Source organism: Rhizobium brockwellii (assembly GCF_000769405.2).
In the GTDB taxonomy this organism is placed as follows: domain Bacteria; phylum Pseudomonadota; class Alphaproteobacteria; order Rhizobiales; family Rhizobiaceae; genus Rhizobium; species Rhizobium brockwellii.
In genome coordinates, this window is record NZ_CP053443.1 from 63,022 (window position 1) to 89,030 (window position 26,009).

Annotated in this window: 20 protein-coding genes and 1 pseudogene; 11 read left to right on the plus strand and 10 right to left on the minus strand. The window is 62.3% G+C overall.

Features of this window, described 5'->3' with window-relative positions:
* Nucleotides 1-25 precede the first annotated feature (25 nt).
* The gene (locus tag RLCC275e_RS31880; RefSeq protein ID WP_033184229.1) at nucleotides 26-730 is read left to right on the plus strand and encodes a GntR family transcriptional regulator; all 705 of its coding nucleotides are present in this window, start codon (nucleotides 26-28) and stop codon (nucleotides 728-730) included.
* Between the two features lie 29 nt (nucleotides 731-759).
* On the opposite strand, the gene RLCC275e_RS31885 is transcribed toward RLCC275e_RS31880, so the two are convergent.
* The gene (locus RLCC275e_RS31885; RefSeq protein ID WP_033184336.1) at nucleotides 760-2,058 is read right to left on the minus strand and encodes an alpha/beta fold hydrolase; all 1,299 of its coding nucleotides are present in this window, start codon (nucleotides 2,056-2,058) and stop codon (nucleotides 760-762) included.
* A gap of 122 nt (nucleotides 2,059-2,180) precedes the next feature.
* Here RLCC275e_RS31885 and RLCC275e_RS31890 point away from each other — a divergent pair, with 122 nt between their 5' ends.
* Together RLCC275e_RS31890 and RLCC275e_RS31895 are read left to right on the plus strand one after the other, a co-directional pair.
* Nucleotides 2,181-3,323, plus strand: coding sequence for a M24 family metallopeptidase (locus RLCC275e_RS31890; protein WP_033184228.1), 1,143 nt, complete (start codon nucleotides 2,181-2,183; stop codon nucleotides 3,321-3,323).
* Nucleotides 3,324-3,701: 378 nt separating this feature from the next.
* Nucleotides 3,702-4,442 carry a hypothetical protein gene (locus tag RLCC275e_RS31895; RefSeq protein ID WP_033184335.1) on the plus strand — a complete coding sequence of 247 codons (741 nt, stop codon included), beginning with the start codon at nucleotides 3,702-3,704 and terminating at the stop codon, nucleotides 4,440-4,442.
* Between the two features lie 102 nt (nucleotides 4,443-4,544).
* Here RLCC275e_RS31895 and RLCC275e_RS31900 read toward each other — a convergent pair.
* From RLCC275e_RS31900 to RLCC275e_RS31910, 3 genes and pseudogenes are all read right to left on the minus strand, one after another.
* Nucleotides 4,545-4,880 (minus strand): annotated as a pseudogene (locus RLCC275e_RS31900) (alpha-L-fucosidase); the annotation flags it as partial.
* A gap of 537 nt (nucleotides 4,881-5,417) precedes the next feature.
* Nucleotides 5,418-8,564 (minus strand): efflux RND transporter permease subunit, encoded by a 3,147-nt coding sequence (locus RLCC275e_RS31905; protein WP_033184226.1) that lies wholly within the window; start codon nucleotides 8,562-8,564, stop codon nucleotides 5,418-5,420.
* Nucleotides 8,564-9,664 (minus strand): efflux RND transporter periplasmic adaptor subunit, encoded by a 1,101-nt coding sequence (locus RLCC275e_RS31910; RefSeq protein ID WP_171891377.1) that lies wholly within the window; start codon nucleotides 9,662-9,664, stop codon nucleotides 8,564-8,566. The genes RLCC275e_RS31905 and RLCC275e_RS31910 overlap by 1 nt, the downstream gene beginning before the upstream one ends.
* Before the next feature lie 208 nt (nucleotides 9,665-9,872).
* Between RLCC275e_RS31910 and RLCC275e_RS31915 the strand changes: the two genes are divergently transcribed.
* The 3 genes from RLCC275e_RS31915 (at nucleotide 9,873) to RLCC275e_RS31925 (ending at nucleotide 13,408) form a co-directional block, all read left to right on the plus strand.
* Nucleotides 9,873-10,559: a response regulator gene (locus RLCC275e_RS31915; RefSeq protein WP_018483039.1), complete on the plus strand. Its 687-nt coding sequence runs from the start codon at nucleotides 9,873-9,875 to the stop codon at nucleotides 10,557-10,559.
* 2 nt (nucleotides 10,560-10,561) lie between these two features.
* Nucleotides 10,562-11,851: a HAMP domain-containing sensor histidine kinase gene (locus RLCC275e_RS31920; protein ID WP_033184225.1), complete on the plus strand. Its 1,290-nt coding sequence runs from the start codon at nucleotides 10,562-10,564 to the stop codon at nucleotides 11,849-11,851.
* A gap of 102 nt (nucleotides 11,852-11,953) precedes the next feature.
* Entirely contained in the window at nucleotides 11,954-13,408 is a 1,455-nt protein-coding gene (locus RLCC275e_RS31925) for an efflux transporter outer membrane subunit (protein WP_033184224.1), read from the plus strand.
* A gap of 34 nt (nucleotides 13,409-13,442) precedes the next feature.
* Here RLCC275e_RS31925 and RLCC275e_RS31930 read toward each other — a convergent pair whose 3' ends face one another.
* The 6 genes from RLCC275e_RS31930 to RLCC275e_RS31955 are packed head-to-tail and all read right to left on the minus strand — an operon-like array spanning nucleotide 13,443 to nucleotide 20,488.
* A complete protein-coding gene (locus RLCC275e_RS31930) occupies nucleotides 13,443-14,279 on the minus strand; it encodes an HpcH/HpaI aldolase/citrate lyase family protein (RefSeq protein WP_033184223.1) in 837 nt (278 codons plus the stop codon).
* Nucleotides 14,276-14,728 (minus strand): MaoC family dehydratase, encoded by a 453-nt coding sequence (locus RLCC275e_RS31935; protein WP_033184222.1) that lies wholly within the window; start codon nucleotides 14,726-14,728, stop codon nucleotides 14,276-14,278. The genes RLCC275e_RS31930 and RLCC275e_RS31935 overlap by 4 nt, the downstream gene beginning before the upstream one ends.
* Nucleotides 14,728-16,593: an acetyl/propionyl/methylcrotonyl-CoA carboxylase subunit alpha gene (locus RLCC275e_RS31940; protein WP_033184221.1), complete on the minus strand. Its 1,866-nt coding sequence runs from the start codon at nucleotides 16,591-16,593 to the stop codon at nucleotides 14,728-14,730. The genes RLCC275e_RS31935 and RLCC275e_RS31940 overlap by 1 nt, the downstream gene beginning before the upstream one ends.
* A 7-nt stretch (nucleotides 16,594-16,600) precedes the next feature.
* A complete protein-coding gene (locus RLCC275e_RS31945; RefSeq protein ID WP_033184220.1) occupies nucleotides 16,601-18,217 on the minus strand; it encodes a carboxyl transferase domain-containing protein in 1,617 nt (538 codons plus the stop codon).
* Nucleotides 18,214-19,359, minus strand: coding sequence for an isovaleryl-CoA dehydrogenase (locus RLCC275e_RS31950; protein WP_033184219.1), 1,146 nt, complete (start codon nucleotides 19,357-19,359; stop codon nucleotides 18,214-18,216). The genes RLCC275e_RS31945 and RLCC275e_RS31950 overlap by 4 nt, the downstream gene beginning before the upstream one ends.
* Nucleotides 19,360-19,402: 43 nt before the next feature.
* On the minus strand, nucleotides 19,403-20,488 hold the full coding sequence (locus RLCC275e_RS31955) for an AraC family transcriptional regulator (RefSeq protein WP_033184333.1): 1,086 nt from the start codon (nucleotides 20,486-20,488) through the stop codon (nucleotides 19,403-19,405).
* A gap of 82 nt (nucleotides 20,489-20,570) precedes the next feature.
* On the opposite strand from RLCC275e_RS31955, the gene RLCC275e_RS31960 reads away from it, so the two are divergent.
* The 5 genes from RLCC275e_RS31960 (at nucleotide 20,571) to RLCC275e_RS31980 (ending at nucleotide 26,007) form a co-directional block, all read left to right on the plus strand.
* Entirely contained in the window at nucleotides 20,571-21,338 is a 768-nt protein-coding gene (locus RLCC275e_RS31960) for a 3-hydroxyacyl-CoA dehydrogenase (RefSeq protein WP_033184218.1), read from the plus strand.
* 23 nt (nucleotides 21,339-21,361) lie between these two features.
* A complete protein-coding gene (locus tag RLCC275e_RS31965; RefSeq protein ID WP_033184217.1) occupies nucleotides 21,362-22,570 on the plus strand; it encodes an acetyl-CoA C-acyltransferase in 1,209 nt (402 codons plus the stop codon).
* Nucleotides 22,567-23,694, plus strand: coding sequence for an acyl-CoA dehydrogenase family protein (locus tag RLCC275e_RS31970; RefSeq protein WP_033184216.1), 1,128 nt, complete (start codon nucleotides 22,567-22,569; stop codon nucleotides 23,692-23,694). Before RLCC275e_RS31965 ends, RLCC275e_RS31970 begins: the two co-directional genes overlap by 4 nt.
* Before the next feature lie 65 nt (nucleotides 23,695-23,759).
* The gene (locus tag RLCC275e_RS31975) at nucleotides 23,760-24,992 is read left to right on the plus strand and encodes a thiamine pyrophosphate-dependent enzyme (protein WP_033184215.1); all 1,233 of its coding nucleotides are present in this window, start codon (nucleotides 23,760-23,762) and stop codon (nucleotides 24,990-24,992) included.
* A 1-nt stretch (nucleotide 24,993) separates the two neighbouring features.
* Nucleotides 24,994-26,007: an alpha-ketoacid dehydrogenase subunit beta gene (locus RLCC275e_RS31980; RefSeq protein ID WP_033184214.1), complete on the plus strand. Its 1,014-nt coding sequence runs from the start codon at nucleotides 24,994-24,996 to the stop codon at nucleotides 26,005-26,007.
* Nucleotides 26,008-26,009: the final 2 nt, after the last annotated feature.

The window sequence follows — 26,009 nt, forward strand, 5'->3', positions numbered from 1 at the left end:
GGCTCTAACGAAAGAGGTCGGACGAATGCGGAACGACGCGGAAAATGTGCGGGTGCGCGGCTCTGGCACGCAGAGCGTCTATGTGACGCTCAGGCAGGAAATCCTGTCGATGGCGCTGGAACCCGGCAGTCCGCTCGACGAGGTGCGGCTGTCGGAGCGTTTCCGGATGTCGCGGACTCCCATTCGCGAGGCGCTGTTGCGGCTCGCCGCCGACGGGCTGGTCACGACGCTGCCGAACAGGAATACGATCGTCGCGACGATCGATTTCGCGAGCCTGCCCACCTATTTCGAAGCGCTGACGCTGATGTACCGGGTGACGACCCGCGGCGCGGCGCAACGGCGCAACGGCGAGATCATGAAGACCGTTCGCCGGCATCAGAAGGACTTCGCCGATGCCGTTGCCGCGCGCGACGCCTATGCGATGATCGAAGCGAACCGCGAATTTCACGTCGCGATCGCCGAGCTTGCCGGCAACTCCTATTACACGGCCTTCTTCGCCAGGCTGCTCGACGAGGGCCGCCGCATCCTGCGCCTTTACTACTCGACATTCGACGACCGCCTGCCGCGCCAGTATGTCGACGAACACGAGGAGATCATCGCCGCGATCGAGGCCGGTGACGTCGAGCGTGCAGACCGGCTGGCGATCGCCCACGCTGGGCAGATCGTTCGCCAGATCCAGGAATATATCGCCCGCGATCTGGACCGGCCGGTAGCGATCAGCCTGTCCTGATGCGACGAGAGCAATGAACCATTCGAGCCTCAGGAGGCGAGGGGGCCGCCCTGCTCCTTGACCAATGTCATCAGCCTGCGCAGGACAGCCGTCGATTGGCGAACACCGTCGTGCTCGAATTCGTTGGTCACCCATGCCTGCAGGTTGGCGACATGTCGCGCAGTTTCGAGCGACAGCCCGGCATCGACATACATGTCGTCATGATAGATGACGGCGGCGACCGGCACCTCGTTTGCGGCGAGACGTGCCGGAGCATAGAGCGGCACGTAGCGCTCATGCGTGGCCAGCGCCTCGACACCCGCCCTGAAGGCCCTGAGCGAGTGAATTTCCTCGAACATCCAAGGAAACATCATCTCCCCCGTCAACAGCAGCGGCCGCCGGTCGTCGGCAAAGGCCGGATGCTCGGCGCGGATGCGTTCGGCCGCCCAGGCAGTCGGCGTCCCGGCCTGGCCATAGATGCTTTCCTGCAGAACGGCGAAGAGCGGATTGTCGTCATAGGAGGTCAGCGACATCACCGACGCGAGGAAGCGATCGGAGAGACGGTCTTCGTTGGGACCGGAGAAAGCCTCATCGACCAGCCAATGGATGTTCTCGTAACCCGGCGCCATGCCGAAATCGATGCCGATTGTCTGAAAGCGGCGAACGGAGAGGCGATCGCCATCGGGCAGCCGCACCTCGTTGGCCTCGATATAGTCGGCGATCCGGCCGATGCGCTCGGCATCCCCGGGGTAGCGGCGGTAATAGGCGGCGTTCTTTTCGGTGACGCGCGGGTAGGTGCGCCGATAGACATCATCGGCCGTCGCCCCAAGGCCGGCAAGGCCGCCGGTGACATAACAGGCGGAAAGTCCCTCCGGCGCCTTCGAGAGATAGGTAAGTGTCAGGAAGCCGCCATAGCTCTGGCCAAGCGTTTGCCAGCGCCCGCCGCCGAAGACGGTTTTCCTCAGATGTTCGCAATCGGCAACGATGCTGTCGGCGCGAAAGAGAGTGAGATAGTCGGCTGCGGCCCTGCCGTCGGCAAAACGCTCCATCGTCGCACTTTCGATCCGGCTGCTGCGCCCGGTGCCGCGCTGGTCGATCAGGATAACGCGGTGCGTCTTTAGGGCTTCGGCAAGCCAGGGCGGCCCGCCATTGCTCGGCCGCGGCGATTTTCCGCCAGGGCCGCCTTGAAGGAAAGCCAGCAACGGCAGTGTTTCGCGACGGCGGGCGGGATCGCATACTTCGCGTGCGAAAACCCGGATCGTCTCTCCCTCCGGCTTCGACCAATCAAGGGGAACGTCGACCATATGATCGCGTATCAACATGCCCGGTATGGTATATTCCACCGCCATCGCCATCTCCTCATTTTTCATGTCGACATATTGCCTACAGCGGCATTAGTGTCGGTTCAAGATCCTGGCTGCAAGGCGAGGGCTTCATCGATCCGGAAGCGCAGGAAAAGCAGGAAAACAACATGTCATGGCAGCATACGGTACCCCGCATAACTGAGGACGAACGGCAGGACCGCCTCGCCAGGCTTCGCAAAATGATCGAAGCCGAAGGATTGGCTGCTGTGCTTCTTGGACCGACCGAAAGCCTGCATTACTTCACGGGGCTGGTCTGGCATCCGAGCGAGAGGTTCCTCGGCGCGCTCGTCACGCCCGCGACGATTTCCTACATCGTTCCGGGGTTCGAGCACAGCCGTGTCGAAACGCTGCCGCATCTGCCGGGGGAAATCCTGGTCTGGGAAGAGGAGGAGAGCAGCGCCGCTCTCATCGCCCGCCTTGTTGCCCAGGGCGGCAGACTTGCCCTTGACGATGGTTTGCCGCTTTTCTTCTATCATGCATTGGCCGCGGAGATGGGCGCGGCGAGGCTTGCCGATGGCGGGCGGCTGATCCGCGACCTGCGTTGCATCAAATCGGCCGCGGAGATTGCCCTCATTCAGTATGCGATGGACCTGACGCTTGACGTCCACAGGCAAGTGCATGGGCTTTTGAAGCCGGGCATCAAATCATCCGAGGTGGTCGATTTCATCGACCGGCAGCATCGCCAGGCCGGCGCCGATGCCGGCTCGACATTCTGCATCGTCTCCTTCGGTGCGGCGACCTCGCTTCCGCATGGCGCCGACGGCGATCAGGTCCTTGGTCGCGACGACGTCATTCTCGTCGATACCGGCTGCCGGATCGACGGTTATCATTCCGATATCACCAGGACCTATATGCTGGAGGGCGGCAACAGCGCGTTCGAACGGGCCTGGTGGATCGAGCGCGAGGCGCAACAGGCCGTCTTCGACGCAGCCCGGATCGGCGCCGCCTGCTCGAGCCTCGACGATGCGGCCCGCAAGGTGCTTGCCAAACACTCCCTCGGCCCCGACTATCGCCTGCCAGGTTTGCCGCATCGCGCCGGTCATGGCCTCGGGCTCGAGATTCATGAGGAACCCTACATCGTTCGCGGCAACGACGCGCCGCTTGCCGCCGGCATGTGTTTTTCCAACGAACCGATGATCGTCTTCCCCGGGAAATTCGGGATCCGTCTCGAAGACCATATGTACATGACCGCCGAGGGACCATGCTGGCTGACCAATCCGGCGGCGGGACCGACCGAGCCATTCTCCTGAGCGACACCATCTCCTCCCCGCTCAGGCAGCGCCGGTTTTCAAGTGGCTGTCAGGTTGGGCAAAAATACCTCGTAAAACAGCGCAGCATGTGCCCTCCACTGGTCTGGAGAAGCTAAATTGCCGGTAGAAATGGCGCTCGCCACCTCGACCGACCGCTGGCGATCAGCATAACCTGAAGCGGCCGGATTCAAGAGTCGAAGGCTACCCCAGCCCGGCCGTTGGCGATGGGGCGGTCGGTTCTCGCGGCATCGGACATATCGACCGGACCGAGGGTTGCCGGTAATTCGATCTGTAAAGTATTACTTCGCAAACGTTACTTGCTTTCTGGCGTGGTAAAAGGTTGACTATGGTTAACCCTATAGTCTCGAGGATAGGATGATGGATTTGTTCAGAAAGGAGGGGAATGACCACGCTCAACTGCAGAAAATGACACTGACTGGCAGATATAGAAATATAGCGGCAATGCTTTCGATAGCAGTGGTTGCCCTGTCTATATTCTTGATATCTATTGGCACTTTAATTGAATTTTTTCAACCTGAGTTTTTGTCAAACGTCATTCTCGACGACGTCCCTTTGCACTACATCGCCTGGTTCATGATTACCTTCGGGATCACGATCGCGGTCATCAACGTGATTTTGGCGGCAAGGCGGGAGATCGAGCAGGAGGCGGCCGAAAGCATGCTTCCATCGGACGCAGCCGAGATCAAAAGGCAGGCTTTGCGTGACCTTCGAATACATCGAAACGGCTATGCGCGCTCCTCCAAGGTTAATCAATATCTCTGGAATTTTCTCACATTGGGGATCATCGTTTTGAGCGGTCTCTCATCGTTGTTTTCCGCCCATGGCCCGGTTGTCCCCAATTGGTTGCCAATGACCGCTTCCGCGCTCGTGGCACTTTTCGGCGTGATAATGGTTCAATTTCGCGTCAGGGATGTCTGGCAATTGAGAGAGCAGGGAAGGATTGAAGCGGAGGTGCTCGTCGCCGATGCTCACCTCATCGAGACAACAGACAATCTTGCAACGCTCAAACAGGCAGCGGCCCTCAGAAGGCGTGCCCATGCGCTCGAGATGAAACAACTCAACCAACTCTTCGTGGAAACCACCGAAGCCAATCCGTAGCCACTGTCGGCGTATGGCGGGGCCGACGGAGCCGTTTATCTGAGCGGGCATGCCCCGCCCGCTCAGGCAATCTATCTCAGCTGCGCGATCGTCCGCCGCCCTTTAATCCTGAATGCCGGAGGTGCTCCCTGCCTTGAGCTTGACCTCGATGACCGGGACCACGATCTGAGGCCGGCGCACCGGCAGGACGAATGTCATTTGATCATCGCCGACGGGGAACTGGGTGTTAGCCCACAATGTATTGGCGGACGGGCGCAACCAGGTGACCTCGCTGCCATCATGCAGGAATTGCGCATATTCGATCTTGCCTGCCAGCGCATCGAAATGCAGATGGCGATAAGGCTAGTTGAAGAGGTGGATATAGAGACGATCGCCATTCTGGGTCAGGCGGCAGTCGGCCGGAGCGGCGAAGTCGGACTGGGTGCAGCCGACGATGCTGCCCGGTTGAACTGTTCGATCTGTCCGGCAAACGCGCCCTGATCACCCGGAGCATCGATCACCCCGTTCCTCCAATTGAAATGTCTTCCAGTAGAGCATGACGCTCTATTCGAACGTTTTCTGCGCGGCCTGATTGGATCCTGGGACTTAAGAGAGCAGCAAGCTTCAGCAACCACCGCCAAAGCTCGGCAAATATGACTTTTCGCTCCGCGAAGCGGCAATGCAGAATATTTCGATGTGCCTTTGACACACGACACTCCGGATTGAACTGAGGTCGAACTCTAATAGCTGTGTGGATGTTAAGCGCGGTTAAGGAAGTGTAAAGTTCGGTAAAGGTTCATTCTGCGACGCGGGCGAGGTAGGCTGTCGGCAGAGAAGGGGCAGGACGCGCAGGCGGCGCGAGGCCGCCTGCGGGGGAACACGTCCCGCGGTCTTGTTCCGGGGGAGGGAATTCGACCGAAGAGGTTGCGATGAAGGTCGCCGGGAGTCGCCCGTATCGGGCGCTGGACCATCTAGCCAATAGTTCATCGAAAGCAGTCATCTCTGACCTTGCCCTCGCTTCGAAAGCTCGGGCTTGAAGGTGATCGCCGCGCGATCGTTGGATGCCTGCGGTTCCGTGTTGGCAGTATCAGGCCCGGTCCGGCGCACGAGGCGCTTGAGCGCCTCGTTGAGGTCGTCGACAAAAGTGAAGATGACAGGGATGACGATGAGGCTGAGCAGCGTCGACATCATGACACCGCCGATCACCACGATCGCCATCGGCTGCCGAAAGCTGGAATCGCCGCCTGTCAGGCTGAGAGCGACCGGAAGCATGCCGAATGCCATGGCAATGGTGGTCATGATGATCGGCCGCGCGCGCTTGTGGCAGGCGTCTACAAGGGCATCGAACCGCGACATGCCCTGGCGACGCGACATGATCGCGTATTCGATGAGGAGAATGGAGTTCTTCGTCACCACGCCCATGAGCATGAGCAGCCCGATGACGGCCGACATCGAGAAGCTGGTTCCGGTCACCACCAGCGGCACCAGCGCACCGCCGAGCGAGAGCGGCAAAGCCATCAGAAGGGTGAGTGGCTGCAGGAAGTCGTGGAACAGCAGGACGAGGACTGCGTAGATGCAGAACACACCGATGGCCATTGCAAGGCCAAAGCTCTGGAACAGCTCCGAACTGCGCTGAAGTTCGCCCTGTTCGACAAGGGTGACCCCCGGCGGCAGGCGCCGGAGCGCCGGCAGGGCCTGCGCTTCGCGGTTGACGTCGCCCAGGATGCGGCCGTTGAGCTCGACGGAAAGAGTGACATTGCGCATCCGGTCGATACGGTCGATCTCCGACGGGCTGCCGCCGATCCGGATATCGGCAATCGATCCGAGATCGACATTGCCGTTCGTTCCTGCCACTCGCATGTTCTTGATGTCGTCGAGCTTCGTGCGCGTCTCGGGGCTGAAGCGGACGACGATCGGAACCTGGCGCTGCGGCAGGTTGAGCTTCGGCAGGTCGGCAGAGTAGTCTCCGTTCGTCGCCACGCGCACGGCCTCGGCGATGGCGCTCGACGTCACCCCAAGCGCTGCTGCGCGGGCGAAGTCGGGCGTGATCTGGATCTCCGGCGCCTGCCTGGCTGCGGTCGATGTCACCGCGCCGATGCCCTGCAGCGTGCGGAGCTGCTCTTCAAGTGCCGTGCTTGCACTGTCAAGCGCGTCGGCATCGTCACTGGCAAGGGTGATCTCCAGCTTTGTGCCGTTGCCGCCGCCGCCGACTGCGACCCGCACGCCTGATAGGACCGAAAGAGCCTGCCGGATGTCGTTTTCGATTTCCGACTGTTTGCGGTCACGCTCGCCGATGGGCGACAGCACAGCGACGATCGTGGCGGATCCGACGTTGCTCGTGGTGCTGGAGTCGGGGCCGCCGCCCGAGGATGCGGAACCGACCGAAGAAAAGACATGTGTCACGTCCTGGAGTTTGCCGACGATATCGGCGGCCTTCGTGGTCGCGGCGTCCGTCTGCTCGATAGTTGCACCCGGCTGCATGGTGAGCGTGATCTGAGCTCGCGCGTCGTCGGAAGCGGGCAGGAAGCCGGATTTCAGGAGTGGGATAGTGGCAAACGAAAGTGCGACGACGACGGCAGTCACGGCCACCGTGGTCTTCCGGCGATTCATGGCGGCCTTCACGATTGCCAGATAGGCGCGCATGATGCGGCCGTCCTTTTCCTCGGTCGGATGGGCCTTCATGAAATAGGCGGCCATCATCGGCGTCAGCAGCCGCGCGACGACGAGCGAGACGAGGACCGCAACTGCGGCGGTGATACCGAACTGGCGGAATATAAGGCCCGGTATGCCACTCATGAAGGCCGTCGGCAGGAAGACCGCGACCAGCGTGAAGGTGGTTGCGATGACGGCGAGCCCGATCTCGTTGGCCGCCTCCAGAGCGGCGTCGATCGGCCGCTTGCCCATCTGCAGGTGGCGGGCGATGTTCTCGACCTCGACGATGGCATCATCGACGAGAATGCCGACCACGAGCGACAGCGCCAGCAAGGTGACGATATTCAGGCTGAAGCCGGCCAGGTACATGACAAGGAAGGTCGGTATGACCGACAGCGGCAGCGCCACGGCCGACAGGATCGTTGCACGCCAGTCCCGAAGGAAGAGCCAGACGACGATGATCGCCAGGATCGCCCCCTCGTACAGCATGTGCATCGAACCATCGTAGTTGTCGATGATCGGTCCGAGCGTGCTGTAGGCCTCCTCGATCTGGACGTTGGAATGCTTGGCTGCGAACTGTTTCATCGCCTTGTCGACGTCGTCCGCGACACCGCTGTCCGAAAACCCGTTCGAGCGCTTGATCTCGACGGCGACCACCGGTTTGCCGTCGAGATAAGCCATCGAGGACCGCTCGGCGAAGCTGTCCGTGACGGATGCGACATCGTCGAGACGAACCTGCTGCCCGTTGGCCAGAGGAATTCTGAGCTCCTTCAGAGCATCGACCGACGCCACGGCGCCGAGCGTGCGTAATGTCTGACGAGTGCCGCCAATCTCTCCAAGGCCACCAGAAGTATCGGCCTGAACCGACTTCAATTGCGCCGACACAGTGGTCGCCGTGACGCCGAATGCCGCCATCGTTGTCGGATCGAGGTCGACGTGAACCTCGCGGTCGACACCGCCGATGCGGTTGACCTGTCCGACGCCCGATACCGATAGGAGCGCCTTGGTCAGATCGTTGTCGATGAACCAGGAGAGCTCGGTTTCATTAAGGGCGGTAGACTGGATGGCATAGGTGACCAGCGCCGAACTCTGCACGGTAACTTTGGTGACGCTTGGCGTTTGCATCTGCGCCGGCAGATCGGCCTTTGCGCTGTCGACGGCGTTGCGGACCTCGTTCAGGGCCGTTTCGCTGTCCTTCTCCAGTTTGAAGGACACGCTGATCGACACCGTGCCATCGGTGATCGTCGTCGTAACGTGGTCGAGATAGCTCAGCGAGGCAAGATTGTCCTCGATCGTGCGGGCGACCTCCGTTTCGAGCTGCGAAGGTGCTGCGCCATCGAGCGTCGCGGTAATTTTGATGGTCGGGAGGTCCATATCGGGGAAGTTCTGGACCGGCAGATGCTTGAAGGCCAGCAAACCGCCGACGGCAAGCATCGCAAAGAGCAGGATTGCCGGTACGGGATTGCGGATCGAAAATGCGGAAAAGTTCATCAACCTTCTCCTGCAGTCTTCACGAGATCGTTGTCGGACAGAAACGCTCCGCCCGACGTCACCACTCTCGCCGACTTATCTAGGCCGGAGACGATCTCGACTTCGCCGTCGTTGCGGCGGCCGGTCTCCACTCGCACCCGCCTTACCCGCTTGTCCTCGCCGGCGGTGAAGACGTAGTTTATGCCGTCGCGGAAAACGATCGCCGTCTCCGGAACCGTCAGCGCCGGCGTGGTCCTCAGTTCGATAGTGCCGGTGACATAAAGGCCGGTGCGCGGCTGAACATCCTGGGGAAGCGCGACATAGACGATCGCCCGGCTTGTATTGGTGTCGATCGAAGGTCCGACGAGCCTTACCTTGCCCTGAATGGGACGTCCGTCCGGCCCGTCGATGTCGACGCTCAATCCTTCCGAGATGCGTGAGAGGTAACGAGCCGAAACCTCGGCCTGCCATTCGACGCGCTGCTGGCGGACCAGGCGAAACAGTTCGGTGCCCGACGAGACGACCGCGCCGAGTTCGGCCGATCGCGAGGTTATCAGACCGTCGTCGACGGCCGTGACGGTTGTCTGGTCGAGCTTGATCTTCTGGCTGTCGAGCGCCGCCTCTTCTGACGCAAGACTTGCCGTTGCCGTCTGTTCGTCGGCGAAATATTCGACGATCTTTTCATCCGAGAGGGCGCCGGAGGGTTGGAGCTGGCGAGCCCGATCCGCATTGGCCTTCGCCTTTGTCAGGTTTGCCTTAGCGGTCACGACGGCCGCCTCCTGCTTGCGAAGGTCGGCCTGCACGCTGTCCTGCGACATCAGGACGAGGGTCTGCCCCTTCTTAACCACGGAGCCGACGTCGGCCAGGATTTCGGTTACGCGCAGACCGCTCGTCTCGGAAGCGATGATGGCTTCCTGCCAGGGCTTCAGCCAGCCGCTTGCGGGAACGGTTTCCGGCCAGTCTCGCTCAGCCGGCGTCACCAGCGAGACGGTCAGGGCGGGGGCGGCGGATTGATCCGCCATCCCATTGCGCAGGGGAAGCAGGAGCGCTGCCGCAACAAGAGCGGCAGCGAATATTCTGGGCGGTTTTCTCAATGATGCATTCCTTGTGGTCGAAGGCATGGGTGCCTTTTCCCGATCCGTGCCAACTCGATGAGGGATTGCGGCTCATGATGAGGCAACCCGATCCTGGCTCGCGGTGATGTCATGGAAGGATAAGTAACGGGGTGAACGTTAAGTGCGGTCAAGTTAGTGTTAAGTTAGGTAAAACTCGGTCGCGCGACTGTGTTTGTGCTGTATGGCTTCTTGGGATTAATGACGGACGAAGTGAATGAACAAAGTTCTCCTCATCGACGATGATGCCGAGCTGACGACGCTTTTGCAGGAATATCTGGTCGAAGAAGGATATGAGGTCGTCACCGATACGGACGGTCGCGCCGCCATTGCGGCGGCGGCCGGCAATACGGTCGATATCATCGTGCTCGACATCATGATGCCTCGGATGAACGGGATCGAGGTTCTGCAGAGGATCAGGAAGCTCAGCCAGGTCCCGGTCCTGATGCTGACCGCAAGGGGCGATGACGTCGACAGGATATCGGGTCTCAATCTCGGCGCCGACGACTATGTGCCGAAGCCATGCTCGCCGGGCGAACTTGCGGCGAGGTTGCGCGCTATCCTCCGCCGGGCAGGCCAGCCGGCGGCCGGTACTTCGACCGACACGATAAGGGCGGGAAAACTCGTGATTCATCCGAGCAGCAGGATCGCCGAATGGCGCGGCGAAAGCTTGGAACTGACCGGCACGGAATTCAGCCTGATCGAGGTCCTCGCCCGCAGCGCCGGCCAGCTCGTGTCGAAGCAGGACATTTCGAAGCGGGCCTTCGGCAAGCCGCTGACCCCGTTCGATCGCCGTATCGACGTTCATATCAGCAGCGTTCGTCAGAAGCTCGGACTGAGGGAGGACGGACAATCCTGGATCCAGTCCGTTCGCGGCCAGGGCTATCAACTTCTCGTGGACTGACCATGCCCCGGCTTTTCTGGAAATTCTTCACGACGATCTGGCTGACGATGGCGGTGACAGTCGGCGTGATCTTCCTGCTCGTCAATTTTCTCCAGGGGGTTCCTTTTGCGCGCGAACTGGATGAAGAGCGGCGAGCGATCACCCTGAACCTGACCGCAAACGTGCTCGCCAAAGATGGCGAAGATGCCGCCACCTATTTCGTGCGCACAAGCGAAGAGACGCTACCGCCCGGTCTGACGATCTCCAAGACTGCGAAAGCCGATGCCTGTGCTGTTCCAAAGACCGTCGATACAAGATCCGTCCTGAAGGACGGAGTTTGCTATCAGATTTCCCTGCCGGTTCGGGCCACTTTCACGTTCGACGCCATTGGTCCGTTCATACCGTGGCTCGCGATCCTGATTTCCAGCACGATATCGGCAGGCGCACTTGCCCGGTACCTCATTCGTCCCGTCGTGCATCTTCGTGATGGCTTGAGCGCGCTTGCGCATGGCCGCTTCGACTTCCGCATCGGTGACAAAATGGCCGGCCGAAAAGACGAGGTCACCGCGCTTGCGCATGACTTCGATTCCAGCGCCGCCCGGCTTCAGGAGCTGCAGGATGCGCAGCAGCGGTTGTTCCACGATGTCTCCCACGAGCTGCGTTCGCCTTTGTCCCGCCTGCAGGCCGCTGTCGGCGTGCTGCGGCAGAGCCCTGCGAAACTCGGCGCCATGCTGGACCGCATGGACCGGGAGGTCGAACGGCTCGATGCACTGGTCGGCGAAGTTCTGACGCTTGCCAGGTTGACTGCGGGATCCAGCCGACCGCTGAAAACGCACACGCTTGATGTCATCGAACTCCTGAACGAAATCCTCGGCGACGCCGCATTCGAAGCCCAGGCGCGGGAGGTCTCGATCACAACCAGTGTCGAGGGCACCTTCCGCGCAGAAGTCGAAGGCGAACTGATCTACAGGGCGCTCGAAAACGTCGTCCGCAACGCCGTCAAATATACGGCCGAGCATTCGCGCATATCCGTGTCCTGCGAGGCGACGGCCGAGCGGCTCAAAATCTGTGTCACCGATCAAGGGCCAGGTGTCAGGCGGGACGAACTCGAACGGATCTTCCAGCCGTTCTCACGCGGAGACGAGGCTGTGCCGAGCGGCGGATATGGCCTGGGTCTGGCAATCACCAGGCAGGCCATCGAGCGCCATGGCGGGCGTGTGTATGCATCGTTGCCGGATGCCGGAGGTCTGGCAATCACCCTGGAGCTTCCCAGAAAGCCGACGCCCTATGGTTCGGCTGACGACCAAGCCTGATCCGGCTCCCCGCGATTTTACCTAACTTTACAGTGCCTTTACCGCCATTAACGTTGGCGCCGCTAAGCCTGAACCTACGATCCCGGTTCAGAAAGCTCGCCTGTGAGTCCGTCGCTCTGCACGAAAATATCATCCCTCCGCTACGCCGCATCGGCATTCATGCTTCTGCTGGCGGGCTGCGTCAGCGGCCCGGATCACGTTCCCCCACAGATGCCGCTTCCTGCTAAGTTCCGAGAGGGCGGGACCAAGAGCAACGGCGATGTCGTGACGGCGCAGTGGTGGACGGCCTATCGTGACAAGCAGCTCGACGGCCTGGTTGCTCATGGTCTCAGCGAGAACCTTGATGTCCTGCAGGCGCTCGAGCGGATCAATTCGGCTTCCGCCAATGTCACGGTTGCCGGTGCCGGTGGCCTGCCGAGCCTCGATGTCGGCGCATCGCACACCGTGTCCGGTGAGAAGGGTTCTGAGCGTACGACCATCGGCACCACGAATACGACAGGCGGCGAGGCCAGCCTTTCCTGGCTGCTCGACTTCTTCGGCCAGTACCGTCGCTCGAAGGAGAGTGCGATTGCCTCGCTGGGCGCCGCCTATGCAACGGCCGACAATGCAAAGCTCACCTTCCTGAAAGACTTGGTCGAGAGCTATATCGACGCCCGCTATTACCAGCAGCGCATCGCGCTTTCACAGGCGAGCCTGAAATCCCGCCAACAGACTTACGAACTCACGCAGCTGCAGCTCAAGGCAGGTGCGGCCTCCCGCCTCGACGTCGTTCAGGCCGAGGGTCTGGTACAGTCGACAAAGTCCGACATTCCTGGCCTCCAACAGAGCTTCACCGAATCGGCACATCACATTGCCACTCTGCTCGGGATGCCGGCGGCTTCGCTGATGGGCGAACTGCAGAAAAGCGCCGGTCAGCCGGTTTTCCGCGGCGACATTCGCGCCGGCATTCCGGCCGACCTGATCCGCAACCGTCCCGATATCCGCAAGGCAGAACGCGAGCTGGCGGCGGCCGTGGCCGATATCGGTGCTGCCGAAGCCCAGCTTTATCCATCGATCTCGCTCTCCGGTTCGATCTCGCCGAGCTGGGTCAAATCATCGGGCGCCAGCGGCGGAACCTTGACCAGTTGGTCGTTCGGACCGACGCTCAACCTGCCGATCTTCGATGGCGGCAAATTGCGTGCGAATGTTGATATCGAAAAATCCGATGCCAAGACCCAGTATCTCGCCTGGAAAGAGGCGGTGCTGAACGGGGTCGAAGAAGTGGAAAACGCCCTGTCGGCAGTTCGCCATGACACGCAGACACTGGCGCCGCTGCGCAGGCAGGTGCAGACGGCGGAGGAATCACTCGCGCTTTCAACGACGAGCTATAAAGACGGCGCCTCGTCGCTGCTTGACGTCCTGGACGCTCAGCGTTCCGTCTCCGATGCCCAGGCAAGTCTTGCAGCCACCGTGCAGCAGGCCGCCAAGGACTATGTGGACCTCTACGTCGCCATTGGCGCCGGCTACCTGACGGAACAAGGGCAGAACGCTCCCGAGCGAGCTGCGAAGTCAGATTAATTGACCGAAGACGGTCAAGCGAGCGCCTCGCTGGCTATCGGCCTGTTATCTCCAGGATGCGGATCGCGAGCTTGAGATGCGGCAGGTCCAGCATACGTCCGTCGAGCTGGAAGACGCCTGCGTCGGGCCTGGCGGCGAAGGCGGCGGCGACTTTCTCCGCCCAGGCGATTTCGGATGCATCCGGCGTGAAGGCGTGATTGATCACTTCGACCTGGCTTGGATGGATGGCCATCATGCCGGAAAAGCCGTCGCGCCGGGCGCGGCCGACATAGGCCCTGAGACCGTTGAGATCGCGGAAATCGGGATAGACGGTGTCGATTGCCGGAACGGCGGCGGCATGGGCGCCGAATAGTGTGAGCGAACGGGCAAGCTCGTAAGGTGGCGTATAGCGGCCATCCGTCCTCCGCGCGGTCGTAGCCCCCATCGCGGCGGGCAGATCCTCCGCACCCCATGTCAGGCCGCAGAGGCTGGTCGAGACATCCCGGTAGCTGCCGATCTCGAAGATCGCCGATGGCGTTTCGGTTGCGATCGGCAGGATGGGCATTGCAGATGCAAGAGAGCCTGCGAGCTTCAGCACCGAAGCAGCACCCTCGGCCTTCGGCAGCACGATCGCGAAAGGATGAAGGCCGCTCAAAGCGGCAAGGTCGTCTTCGAATTCTGGCGAGGCGAGGGGATTGATGCGGATCAGGAGAGGGGTCTCGCCGGCATGATGCAAGACGAACTCGTGCACGCTCTCGCGCGCTTTCGGCTTGTTTAGGGGCGCAACCGCATCTTCCAGGTCGAGAATGACGGCATCGGCGCCCGAGGCGAGCGCCTTCTCGAAACGTTCCGGCCGGTCACCGGGCGCAAAGAGCAGCGAGCGCAGCCTCATGACGGCTTCACCTTCAGCATTGCCGTGCGCAGGCACTGGCAGACGATCTCGCCGCGCTGGTTCAGTGTCATGTGTTGGAAGGTGACGATGCCGGCATCGGGGCGGGAGTTCGAGCGACGCAACTCCATCACCTCGGTTTCCACCCGCAGCGTATCGCCGATGAAGACCGGCTTTGGCATCGTCACCTTGTCATAGCCGAGATTGGCGACGAGCGTGCCGAGCGTCGTGTCGCCGACCGAAAGGCCGACGGTGAGCGCAAAAGTGAAGGTGCCGTTGACGACGATCCGGCCGAATTCGGTGCCGGCGGCATAATCGGCGTCGAGATGCAGCGGCTGCGGATTGTGGGAGAGCGTCGTGAACAGCAGATTGTCGGTCTCGGTGACCGTGCGACGGAGGTCATGGGCGATGCGGTCGCCGACCGTCCACTCGTCGAAATAACGGCCGGCCATCAATCCTTCTCCTTCACAACGCTGACGACGAGTTGGTTCTCCGAGACCCTGATACCCGGGGAAACCTGCAATTTTTCGACGATTCCGTCGAAGGGCGCACGCAGCGAATGTTCCATTTTCATCGCTTCGACCGTCAGCAGGCGGTCGCCCCTGGCGACACGATCGCCTTCGGCGACATCCACCGAAATGACGAGGCCGGGCATGGGTGACAGGATCGCGCCATCGCCGGCGCCCTGACTTGCCTCGACTTCGCTGGCAACGGGCAGACTAATCGGCCAGGCATTGCCGGCGTCGAAAAGCACCGTCGTTTCACCGATCGTGACGGTCTTTGCCGCAAGATTCGGACGTGATTGGCCCCAAAGGAGGTGATCGCCGATACGGATGCGCACCCTCTTGTCATCCGCGCCGGCGATGCGGAACCCGGTGAGCGCGGACCAGGGATCACCATCCGTATTTCTTGAAAGCACGGTGGCCGCGGTGTCGATCGCGATTTCGCTCGGTTCCGTCGTCACCAGGCTATCTCCGTGGCGGTCGAGAAAGCCGGTATCGATCCGAGCTGCGCGAAAATCCGGATCGACGGCGATGCGGGCAAGCAGGCCGGCATTGGATTTGACCGGCCAGACCTCGATACCTGCGCAGGCGGCTGCGAGCTTCGAAAGTGCGGCCTCGCGGTTCGGCCCATGGGCAATGATCTTGGCTATCATCGGATCGTAGAAGGCGGTGATGTCATCCCCTTGCTCGACGCCGCTATCGACACGGACGGACCCCGGCAGGCTGAGATGTTCAAGCCGGCCGATCGAGGGCAGATAGCCGGCGGCAGGATTTTCGGCATAGAGCCGGGCTTCGAAGGCCCCGCCATTCATGGCGATCTCATCCTGCATTTTCGGCAAGGGTTCGCCGCTAGCGACCTTCAGCTGCCAGAGCACCAGATCTTCGCCAGTAATTGCCTCGGTGACGGGGTGTTCGACCTGCAGCCGCGTATTCATCTCCATGAACCAGATACGATCGGGACGTAGTCCCTCGGAGGCATCGGCAATGAATTCGATGGTGCCCGCGCCGACATAGTTCACCGCCTTTGCGGCCTTGACGGAGGCGTCGCAGATTGCCGCGCGTGTCGCGGCATCGAGGCCCGGGGCAGGGGCTTCTTCGATCACCTTCTGGTGTCGGCGTTGCAGCGAGCAGTCGCGTTCGAAGAGATGTACGCAATTGCCGAACGTGTCTGCAAAGACCTGCACCTCGATATGCCGCGGATTGCTGATGTATCGTTCGATCAGTACGCGGTCATCGCCGAAGGAGGCGGCCGCTTCGCGGCGGCAGGAGGCGAGAAACTCGGCGAAATCCTCAGGCCGGTCGACGCGGCGCATGCCCTTGCCGCCGCCGCCGGCAACCGCCTTGATGAGTACGGGATAACCCGTCGCCTCCGCTCCACTGGCCAACCTCTCTTCGCTCTGGTCCGCGCCCATATAGCCGGGGGTCACGGGCACATCTGATGCCTGCATCAATTCCTTCGCGGCATCTTTGAGGCCCATGGCGCGGATGGCCGCGGGCGGCGCGCCGACCCAGATGATGCCGGCCTTTTCCACCGCTTCGGCAAACTCGGCATTTTCCGAAAGGAAACCGTAGCCGGGATGGATCGCGGCAGCGCCGGTTTTCTGGGCGGCCTCGAGGATGCGGGTCTGCGAGAGATAGCTTTCGTGGGCCGGCGAGGAGCCGATGGCGATCACCTCGTCCGCCTCCCTTACGAAGGGCAAGCCGGCATCGGCCTCGGAATAGACGGCAATGGTGCGGATGCCGAGCATCTTGGCGGTGCGGATGATGCGGCGGGCGATTTCGCCCCTATTGGCAATGAGAAGACTTTCCATCATCGGGGCCTCACATCCTGAACAGGCCGAAGCGCGGCCCTTTCGGGATCGGCGCGTTCAGGCAGGCGGAAAAGGCAAGGCCCAGCACATCCCGCGTTTGGCGTGGATCGATGATGCCGTCGTCCCAGAGGCGGGCGGTGGCATAATAGGGGTTGCCCTCGGCCTCGTAGCCCGCGCGGATCGGCGCCTTGAAGGCTTCCTCCTCTTCAATAGGCCAATTCTGACCGCGCGCCTCCATGGAGTCTCGGCGTATGGTGGCAAGCACAGAGGCCGCCTGTTCGCCGCCCATCACGCTGATGCGGCTGTTCGGCCAGGTGAAGAGAAAGCGCGGGCGATAGGCGCGGCCGCACATGCCGTAATTGCCGGCGCCGAAGCTGCCGCCGATGATGACGGTGACCTTCGGCACGGTAGCGGTTGCAACAGCCGTCACCAGCTTTGCCCCATCCTTGGCGATACCGCCGGCCTCATAGCGGCCGCCGACCATGAAACCGGAAATGTTCTGCAGAAACAGCAAAGGTATACGGCGTTGGCAGGCGAGCTCGATGAAATGTGCGCCCTTCAACGCGCTTTCGGAGAAGAGAACACCATTGTTGGCGATGACGGCGACGGGCATGCCCCATATGCGGGCGAAGCCGCAGACCAGCGTGGTGCCGTAGAGCGGCTTGAACTCATGCAGTTCCGAACCATCGACGATCCGGCCGATGACCTCGCGCACATCATAGGGCGAGCGCACATCATCCGGGATGAGGCCGCAGAGATCCTCGGCATCGAGTTTCGGCGGCTGTGGCTGCTTGAGGTCGATATCGACTAATTTCACACTGTTGAGAGTGGCTGCGATATCGCGAACGAGTAGCAGCGCATGTTCGTCGTTTTCGGCGACATGATCGACGACGCCGGAGCGGCGGCCATGGGTTTCGGCGCCGCCGAGCTCTTCGGCCGAGATGATCTCGCCGGTCGCGGCCTTCACCAGCGGCGGACCGGCCAGGAAGATCGTGCCCTGATTGCGCACGATCACCGTTTCGTCGGACATGGCGGGCACATAGGCGCCGCCTGCAGTGCAGCTTCCCATGACGCAGGCGATCTGCGGAATGCCTTCGGCCGACATCTGGGCCTGGTTGTAGAAGATCGCGCCGAAATGGTCGCGGTCGGGAAAGACTTCGGCCTGATGCGGAAGATTGGCGCCGCCGCTATCGACCAGATAGAGGCAGGGCAACCGGTTCTGCATGGCGATCTCCTGCGCCCGCAGATGTTTCTTCACCGTCATCGGGAAATAGGCGCCGCCCTTCACCGTCGCGTCATTGGCGACGATCATCACCTCGCGGCCGGAAACGCGGCCGATGCCGGTAATGATGCCGGCGCCGGGCGCCTCGTCATCATACATGCCGTTGGCCGCCAGCGTGCCGATCTCCAGGAACGGGCTGCCGGCATCGAGCAAAAGCTGGATGCGGTCGCGTGGCAGCAGCTTGCCCTTGCCGGTGTGGCGCTCGCGTGCTGTCTGCGATCCACCCTCGCGCGCTTTCGCCGAACGGCCGCGGAGTTCGTCGATAAGCGCCTTGTTCTTGCTGGCATTGGCCTTGAAGCTGTCGCTGTCGCGGTCGCGGTCGATCGCAGTCGAAATCACCGTCATGACGCAATGAGCTCCCGGCCGATCAGGTAGCGGCGGATCTCATTGGTGCCGGCGCCGATATCGTAAAGCTTGGCGTCGCGCAAAAAGCGCTCGACCGGCCACTCCTTGGTATAGCCGGCGCCGCCGAGCGCCTGGATCGCCTCCAGCGAGACCTTCACGGCATTCTCGCTGGCAAAGAGGATCGCAGCAGCTGCATCGGTGCGCGTCGCGCGGCCGGCGTCGCAGGCGCGAGCGACGGTATAGACATAGGCGCGCGCCGAATTCAGCGCCACATACATATCGGCGATCTTGCCTTGCATCAGCTGGAAATCGCCGATCGCTTTGCCGAATTGCTTGCGGTCGCGCACATAGGGCAGCACGACATCGAGGCAGGCCTGCATGATGCCGAGCGGGCCGGCGGCAAGCACGGCGCGCTCGTAATCGAGACCGGACATCAGGATCTTCACACCTTCTCCCTCCCGGCCCATCAGCGCCTCGGCCGGCACCGCGCAATCCTCGAAGACCAGTTCGGCCGTATCGCTGCCGCGCATGCCGAGCTTGGAGAGCTTCTTGGAGACGCTGAAACCCGGCAGGCCCCTTTCGATGATCAAGGCGGAAATGCCTTTCGGGCCGGCTGCGGGATCGGTTTTGGCATAGACAACAAGCACATCGGCATGCGGCGCATTGGTGATCCAGAACTTGGTGCCGTTCAGAACATAGCGGTCGCCTTTTTTCTCGGCACGCAACCGCATGGAGACAACATCGGAACCGGCGCCGACCTCCGACATAGCGAGCGAACCGACATGTTCGCCGGAGATCAGCTTCGGCAGATAGCGGCGCTTCTGCTCCGGTGAGGCCCAGCGGCGGATCTGGTTGACGCAGAGATTGGAATGGGCGCCGTAACTGAGCCCCACGGAGGCCGAGGCGCGCGAAACTTCCTCCATGGCGACGACATGCTCGAGATAACCGAGACCGGCGCCACCGAATTCTTCCTCGACGGTGATCCCATGCAGGCCGAGCGCACCCATCTCGGGCCAGAGCTGGCGTGGAAACGTGTTGCTTTCGTCGATCTCCACAGCCAGTGGAGCAATATGATCGGCGGCAAACCGCGCCGTCGTTTCACGGATCGCGTCCGCGGTTTCGCCGAGCGAAAAATCAAACATGGCACTCCTCCCGCTGAAATATGTAGCGCGGGTTGCGGCAGGGTCAAAGTGCTCTTGATTGTGATGGCTCATCCAATTGCGAGAGAGCCTCCTCCCGGCGAAAGGCTTCCGGACTCTTATCCATCCATTTCCGGAAGGCCCGGAAGAATGCGCTCGGCTCGGAATAGCCGAGCTGCACGGCAATCTCACCGATGGTCATCGACGTGTTCAGCAGCAGTTCGACGGCGAGATCCCGGCGGATATCGTCCTTGATGGCGGCATAGCTTTGTCCCTCGTCATGCAGACGGTGGCGGAGCGTGGAGGGCGGCATGCGCATATCGGCGGCAAGCTCGGCAAAACTCCGCCACATGGCAGGCGTTGCCTGGTTCAAGCGCCGGCGGACGGCGGCGGCGATGCCGGCATCATAGCGGTAGCGCACCAGAATATTGGCGGGCGCGCCGCGTAGGAACTGTTTGAGCGCCTGTTCGCTGCGCGCCACCGGCAGGTCGAGCAAGGCGCTGTCGAAGCCGAGCCGGCTGATGGCTTGCGAGAAACGCACCGGGGCGCCGAAGAAGAGCCGGTAGTCGGCCCCTTGTCTGGGTTCCGCGCAGCGGAAATCGACGAGCCGGATCGGAATGCGCCGGCCGACCAGCCAGCAGATGATGCCATGCAGGATGATCCAATAGGTGCGGTAGGCGAAGGCCGAACGCGGGCCGCCGGCATCGCTGAGCTCGATCTCGGCCAGACCGTCGCGGATGACGAGCCGCCCCCGGGGGTCGTCGAGCACGACATCGAGGAAGCGCAGCGCCCGGCGGAGCGCTTGACCCAGCGTCGGCGCATGCAGCACAGAGTGGCAGAGCAGCGTGAAGCTGCCGCTGCGCATCGGCCGTGCGCCCATGCCGAAGAATTCATCGTCGAGCTCGGCGGCGATCGCCAGCCAGAGCGCGCCATAGGTCTCTGCCGAAACCGGCTGATCGACTGGGGATGCCAGGCCGACGCGGGCAAGGACCGGCGCCGTCGGCTTGCCGAGCCGCCGCAGGCTGTCGAGTGCCTCCTCGACGAAGCCCGGCGCGATCATGCGTCGCTCGATCTCGGCCATTCTATCCTCGCTATGGCAAAACTGGCCGAAATTATGGAGCAGTTCTGTCATCGCTTGCAATAGGTGGAGCGAATAGAATCGTATCAGTCGGTTGCGCTTGGAGGGGGCGCGGTCGGCAGGGAGGAAGAGATTCATGCTGATCCGTGGAGCAAGTTTCATCGTGACCGGCGGCGGCTCCGGCTTGGGTGCGGCAACAGTGCGCGCGCTCGTGGAGGCCGGCGGACGGGTGACTATCGCCGATCTCAACGCGGAAGCCGGTCAGGAAATCGCCCGGGAATTCGGAAGCGATGCCCGCTTCGTCAAGGCCGATGTGACCGATGGCGAGGAGGGGGCGGCGGTGGTTGCCGCTGCCGTCGAAGCCTTTGGCAGCCTGCGCGGATTGGTGAACTGCGCAGGCGTCGCACCGGCCGAAAAGGTGATCGGCCGCGACGGACCGCACCGGCTGGAGAGTTTTGCCCGCACCGTCGGCATCAATCTCATCGGTACCTTCAACATGATCCGGCTGGCCGCCGCAGCGATCCACACGATCGAGCCGGATGCGGAAGGCGAACGCGGTGTCATCGTCAATACGGCCTCGGTTGCCGCCTTCGATGGTCAGATCGGCCAGGCAGCCTATGCCGCCTCCAAGGGCGGGGTGGCGGCGATGACCTTGCCGATCGCCCGCGAGCTTGCCCGTCACGGCATTCGCGTCGTGTCGATCGCACCCGGCATTTTCGAAACGCCGATGATGGCTGATATGCCGGTCGAGGTTCAGGCAGCACTCGGCAAGAGCGTGCCCTTTCCGCCGCGGCTCGGCCGTCCGGCGGAATTCGCCGGGCTGGTGCGTCATAGCTTGGAAAACAACATGCTGAACGGCGAGGTCATCCGTCTCGACGGCGCATTGCGGATGGGCGCGCGCTGAGCGCGTTGCCCAGAGGAGGAAACATGACATTGCAGGATCCCATCGTCATCGTCGGTGCGGCGCGCACCCCGATCGGCAGCTTTCAGGGAGAGCTGAAGGAGGCGACGGCGCCGGAACTGGGAGCAACAGCGATCCGCGCGGCGCTGCAGCGGAGCCGTGTCGAGGCCGAGGCGATCGAGGAGGTCGTCTTCGGCTGTGTGCTGCCGGCGGGGCAGGGACAGGCGCCGGCGCGTCAGGCGGCGATCCATGCCGGCCTGCCTTTCGCGACCGCGGCCAGCACCGTCAACAAGATGTGCGGCTCGGGCATGAAGGCGGTGATGATGGCGCATGACCTGATCGCCGCCGGCAGCGCTTCTGTAGCGGTTGCAGGTGGCATGGAAAGCATGACCAATGCGCCCTATCTCCTTGACAAGGCCCGTGGCGGCTACAGGCTCGGTCATGGGCGTGTCGTGGATCACATGTTCCTCGATGGGCTGGAGGATGCTTATGACAAGGGGCGCTTGATGGGCAGCTTCGCGGAGGATTGCGCCGAGGCCTATCAGTTCACGCGCGAGGCGCAGGACAACTACGCCATCGCCTCGCTGACGCGGGCGCAGAAGGCGATTGCCGAAGGCTGTTTCGACAGCGAAATCGTGCCGGTCACGGTAAAATCGGGTAAAGCCGAGCAGGTGGCGAGCCGCGATGAACAGCCCGGCAAGGCGAAGCTCGACAAGATCCCGACGCTGAAGCCCGCCTTCCGCGAGGGCGGTACGGTAACTGCCGCCAATTCCAGCTCGATCTCCGATGGCGCGGCAGCCCTTGTGGTGATGCGCCGCTCCGAGGCGGAGCGTCGCGGCCTGAAGCCGCTCGCCACCATCCTCGGCCACGCCACGCATTCACAGGCACCTAATCTTTTCGCCACGGCGCCGATAGGCGCGCTGCAGAAACTGTCCGATCGCACCGGCCTGCCGCTGTCGGAGGTCGATCTGTTCGAAATCAACGAGGCTTTCGCCGTCGTTGCCATGGCGGCGATGCGTGACCTCAACCTGCCGCATGAAAAAGTGAACGTGCATGGCGGCGCCTGCGCGCTCGGCCATCCGATCGGCGCTTCAGGAGCCCGGATTCTGGTGACGCTGCTTGCGGCGCTGGAACGATACGGTCTGAAGCGCGGCATGGCCGCGCTCTGCATCGGCGGCGGCGAGGCGACGGCTGTCGCCATCGAGCGGCACGAGCGGGGAGGGCGCAATAGATGATCCTTTCCGACCTCCAACAGCAGATCTCAGATCTCGCCCGCGACTTTGCCCGCGACCGGCTGGCCCCGGGGGCAGCCAAACGCGACCGGGAGCATCTCTTCCCGCGCGAGGAACTGAAGGAAATGGGCGAACTCGGGCTGCTCGGCATGCTGGTGCCGGAAGCCTATGGCGGGTCGGATACCGGTGTGATTGCTTATGCGGCGGCGCTGGAGGAAATTGCCGCCGGCGACGGACCGTGTTCGACGATCATGAGCGTGCATAGCTCCGTCGGCTGCGTGCCGATCCTGAAATTCGGTACCGAGGAGCAGCGGCAGCGCTTCCTGCCGAAACTGGCCAGCGGCGAATGGATTGGCGGCTTTGCGCTGACCGAGCCGCAGGCCGGTTCCGATGCCTCCAACCTGAAGACCCGGGCGCGGCGTGACGGCGGTCATTATGTGCTCGACGGCTCCAAGCAATTCATCACCTCGGGAAAGAACGGCGATATCATCATCGTCTTTGCCGTTACCGATCCCGATGTCGGCAAGAAGGGCATCACCGCCTTCATCGTGCCGACGGATACACCGGGCTACCAGGTGATCCGCGTCGAGGAAAAACTTGGACTGCATTCCTCCGATACCTGCCAGATCGCCTTCAACAGCATGCGCATTCCGGCAGAACTCACGCTCGGTGCGGAAGGCGAGGGCTATCGCATCGCGCTCGCCAATCTCGAGGGCGGGCGGATCGGCATTGCGGCGCAGGCGGTCGGCATGGCGCGGGCGGCCTTCGAGGCAGCGCGCGACTACGCCCGCGAGCGTACGGCCTTCGGCAAGCCGATCTTGGAGCACCAGGCCGTTGCCTTCCGCCTTGCCGATATGGCGGTGCGGATCGAGGCGGCGCGGCAGCTCGTCTTTCATGCCGCGTCGCTCAGGGAGGCCGGGCTGCCCTGCCTGTCGGAAGCCTCGATGGCGAAACTCTTTGCCTCCGAGATGGCCGAGCGCGTCTGCTCAGACGCGATCCAGATCCATGGCGGTTATGGCTACATGGCCGATTATCCGGTCGAGCGCATCTACCGCGATGTGCGCATCTGCCAGATCTATGAAGGAACGAGCGACGTGCAGCGCATGGTGATCGCCCGCAATCTCTAAGCACCACATCCGGCCCTACTTCCGGAGGAGGGGAGCAAGGCCGGCAAAGGGAGGAAAGAAAAGATATGGTGGATTCCGCTCGCTTGAGCCTGCATGTCCCCGAACCCGCCGTTCGTCCCGGCGGTCAGCCCGATTTTTCCAACGTCAAGATTGCCAAGGCCGGCTCCGTGCCGCGGCCGGAGGTAGATGTCGCATCCGAAGATATCCGCGACCTCGCCTATTCCATTATCCGTGTTTTGAATCGCGAGGGCGAGGCGGTCGGTCCCTGGGCGGGGTCGCTCGCTGACGAGGAGTTGCTGACCGGGCTTCGCAACATGATGAAGCTGCGCGCCTTCGACGCCCGCATGCTGATGGCGCAGCGGCAGGGCAAGACCTCCTTCTACATGCAGCATCTCGGCGAAGAGGCCGTCAGTTGCGCCTTTCGCAAGGCGCTCGAGAAGGGCGACATGAATTTTCCGACCTATCGCCAGGCAGGCCTGCTGATTGCCGACGACTATCCGATGGTCGAGATGATGAACCAGATCTACTCGAACGAGAGCGATCCCCTGCGCGGCCGGCAACTGCCGATCATGTATTCCTCCAAGGAACACGGCTTCTTCACCATCTCGGGCAATCTCGCCACCCAATATGTGCAGGCCGTCGGCTGGGCGATGGCCTCGGCGATCAAGAACGACAGCCGCATTGCCGCCGCCTGGATCGGCGACGGATCGACGGCGGAATCGGATTTCCACTCGGCGCTCGTTTTCGCCTCGACCTACAAGGCGCCGGTTATTCTCAACATCGTCAACAATCAGTGGGCGATCTCGACCTTCCAGGGTATTGCCCGCGGCGGTTCCGGCACCTTCGCCGCTCGCGGCCTTGGCTTCGGTATTCCGGCGCTGCGTGTCGACGGAAACGACTATCTCGCCGTCCATGCCGTCGCCCATTGGGCGGCGGAGCGCGCGCGGCGCAATCTCGGCCCGACGCTGATCGAATATGTGACCTATCGCGTCGGCGCGCATTCGACCTCCGACGACCCGAGCGCCTATCGGCCCAAGACGGAATCGGAGGCCTGGCCGCTCGGCGATCCCGTGCTGCGGCTGAAGAAACATCTGATCGTCAAGGGCGCTTGGTCGGAGGAGCGGCATGTGCAGGCCGAAGCCGAAATCATGGACGAGGTGATCGAGGCGCAGCGCCAGGCAGAGGCGCATGGCACGCTGCATGCCGGCGGCAGGCCTTCGGTGCGCGACATTTTCGAGGGCGTCTATGCCGAGATGCCGCCGCATATCCGCCGCCAGCGACAGAAGGCGGGGTACTAACATGGCCAGGATGACGATGATCGAGGCCGTGCGCAGCGCCATGGACGTGTCGATGGCACGCGACCACAATGTCGTCGTTTTCGGCGAGGATGTCGGCTATTTCGGCGGTGTCTTTCGCAGCACACAGGGCCTGCAGGCAAAATACGGCAGAACGCGCTGCTTCGATACGCCGATCAGCGAATCCGGCATCGTCGGCACGGCAATCGGCATGGCGGCTTACGGGTTGAAGCCCTGCGTCGAAATCCAGTTCGCCGATTACATGTATCCGGCCTATGACCAGCTGACGCAGGAGGCGGCCCGCATCCGCTACCGTTCCAACGGCGATTTCACCTGCCCGATCGTCGTGCGCATGCCGACCGGCGGCGGCATTTTCGGCGGTCAGACGCACAGCCAGAGTCCGGAGGCGCTTTTTACCCATGTTTGCGGGCTGAAGGTGATCGTGCCTTCCAATCCCTATGATGCCAAAGGCCTGCTGATCGCGGCGATCGAGGATCCCGACCCCGTCATGTTCCTGGAACCGAAGCGGCTCTACAACGGTCCCTTCGACGGCCATCACGAGCGGCCGGTGACGCCCTGGTCGAAACATGACCTCGGAGAGGTGCCCGATGGCCACTACACCATTCCGATCGGCAAGGCCGAAGTACGGCGCGCGGGATCGGCGGTGACGGTCGTTGCCTACGGCACCATGGTGCATGTGGCGCTTGCCGCGGCTGAGGATGCCGGCATCGATGCCGAGGTGATCGATTTGAGAAGCCTGCTGCCGCTCGATCTCGATACGATCGTCAAATCGGTCTCGAAGACGGGGCGCTGCGTCGTCGTGCATGAGGCAACCCTGACCTCCGGCTTCGGCGCGGAGGTGGTGGCGCTGGTGCAGGAGCATTGCTTCTATCATCTCGAAGCGCCGGTTGTGCGTGTTGCCGGCTGGGACACGCCCTATCCGCATGCGCAGGAGTGGGACTATTTCCCCGGTCCCGGCCGTGTCGGGCGGGCGCTTGCCGAAGTTATGGAGGCCTGAGC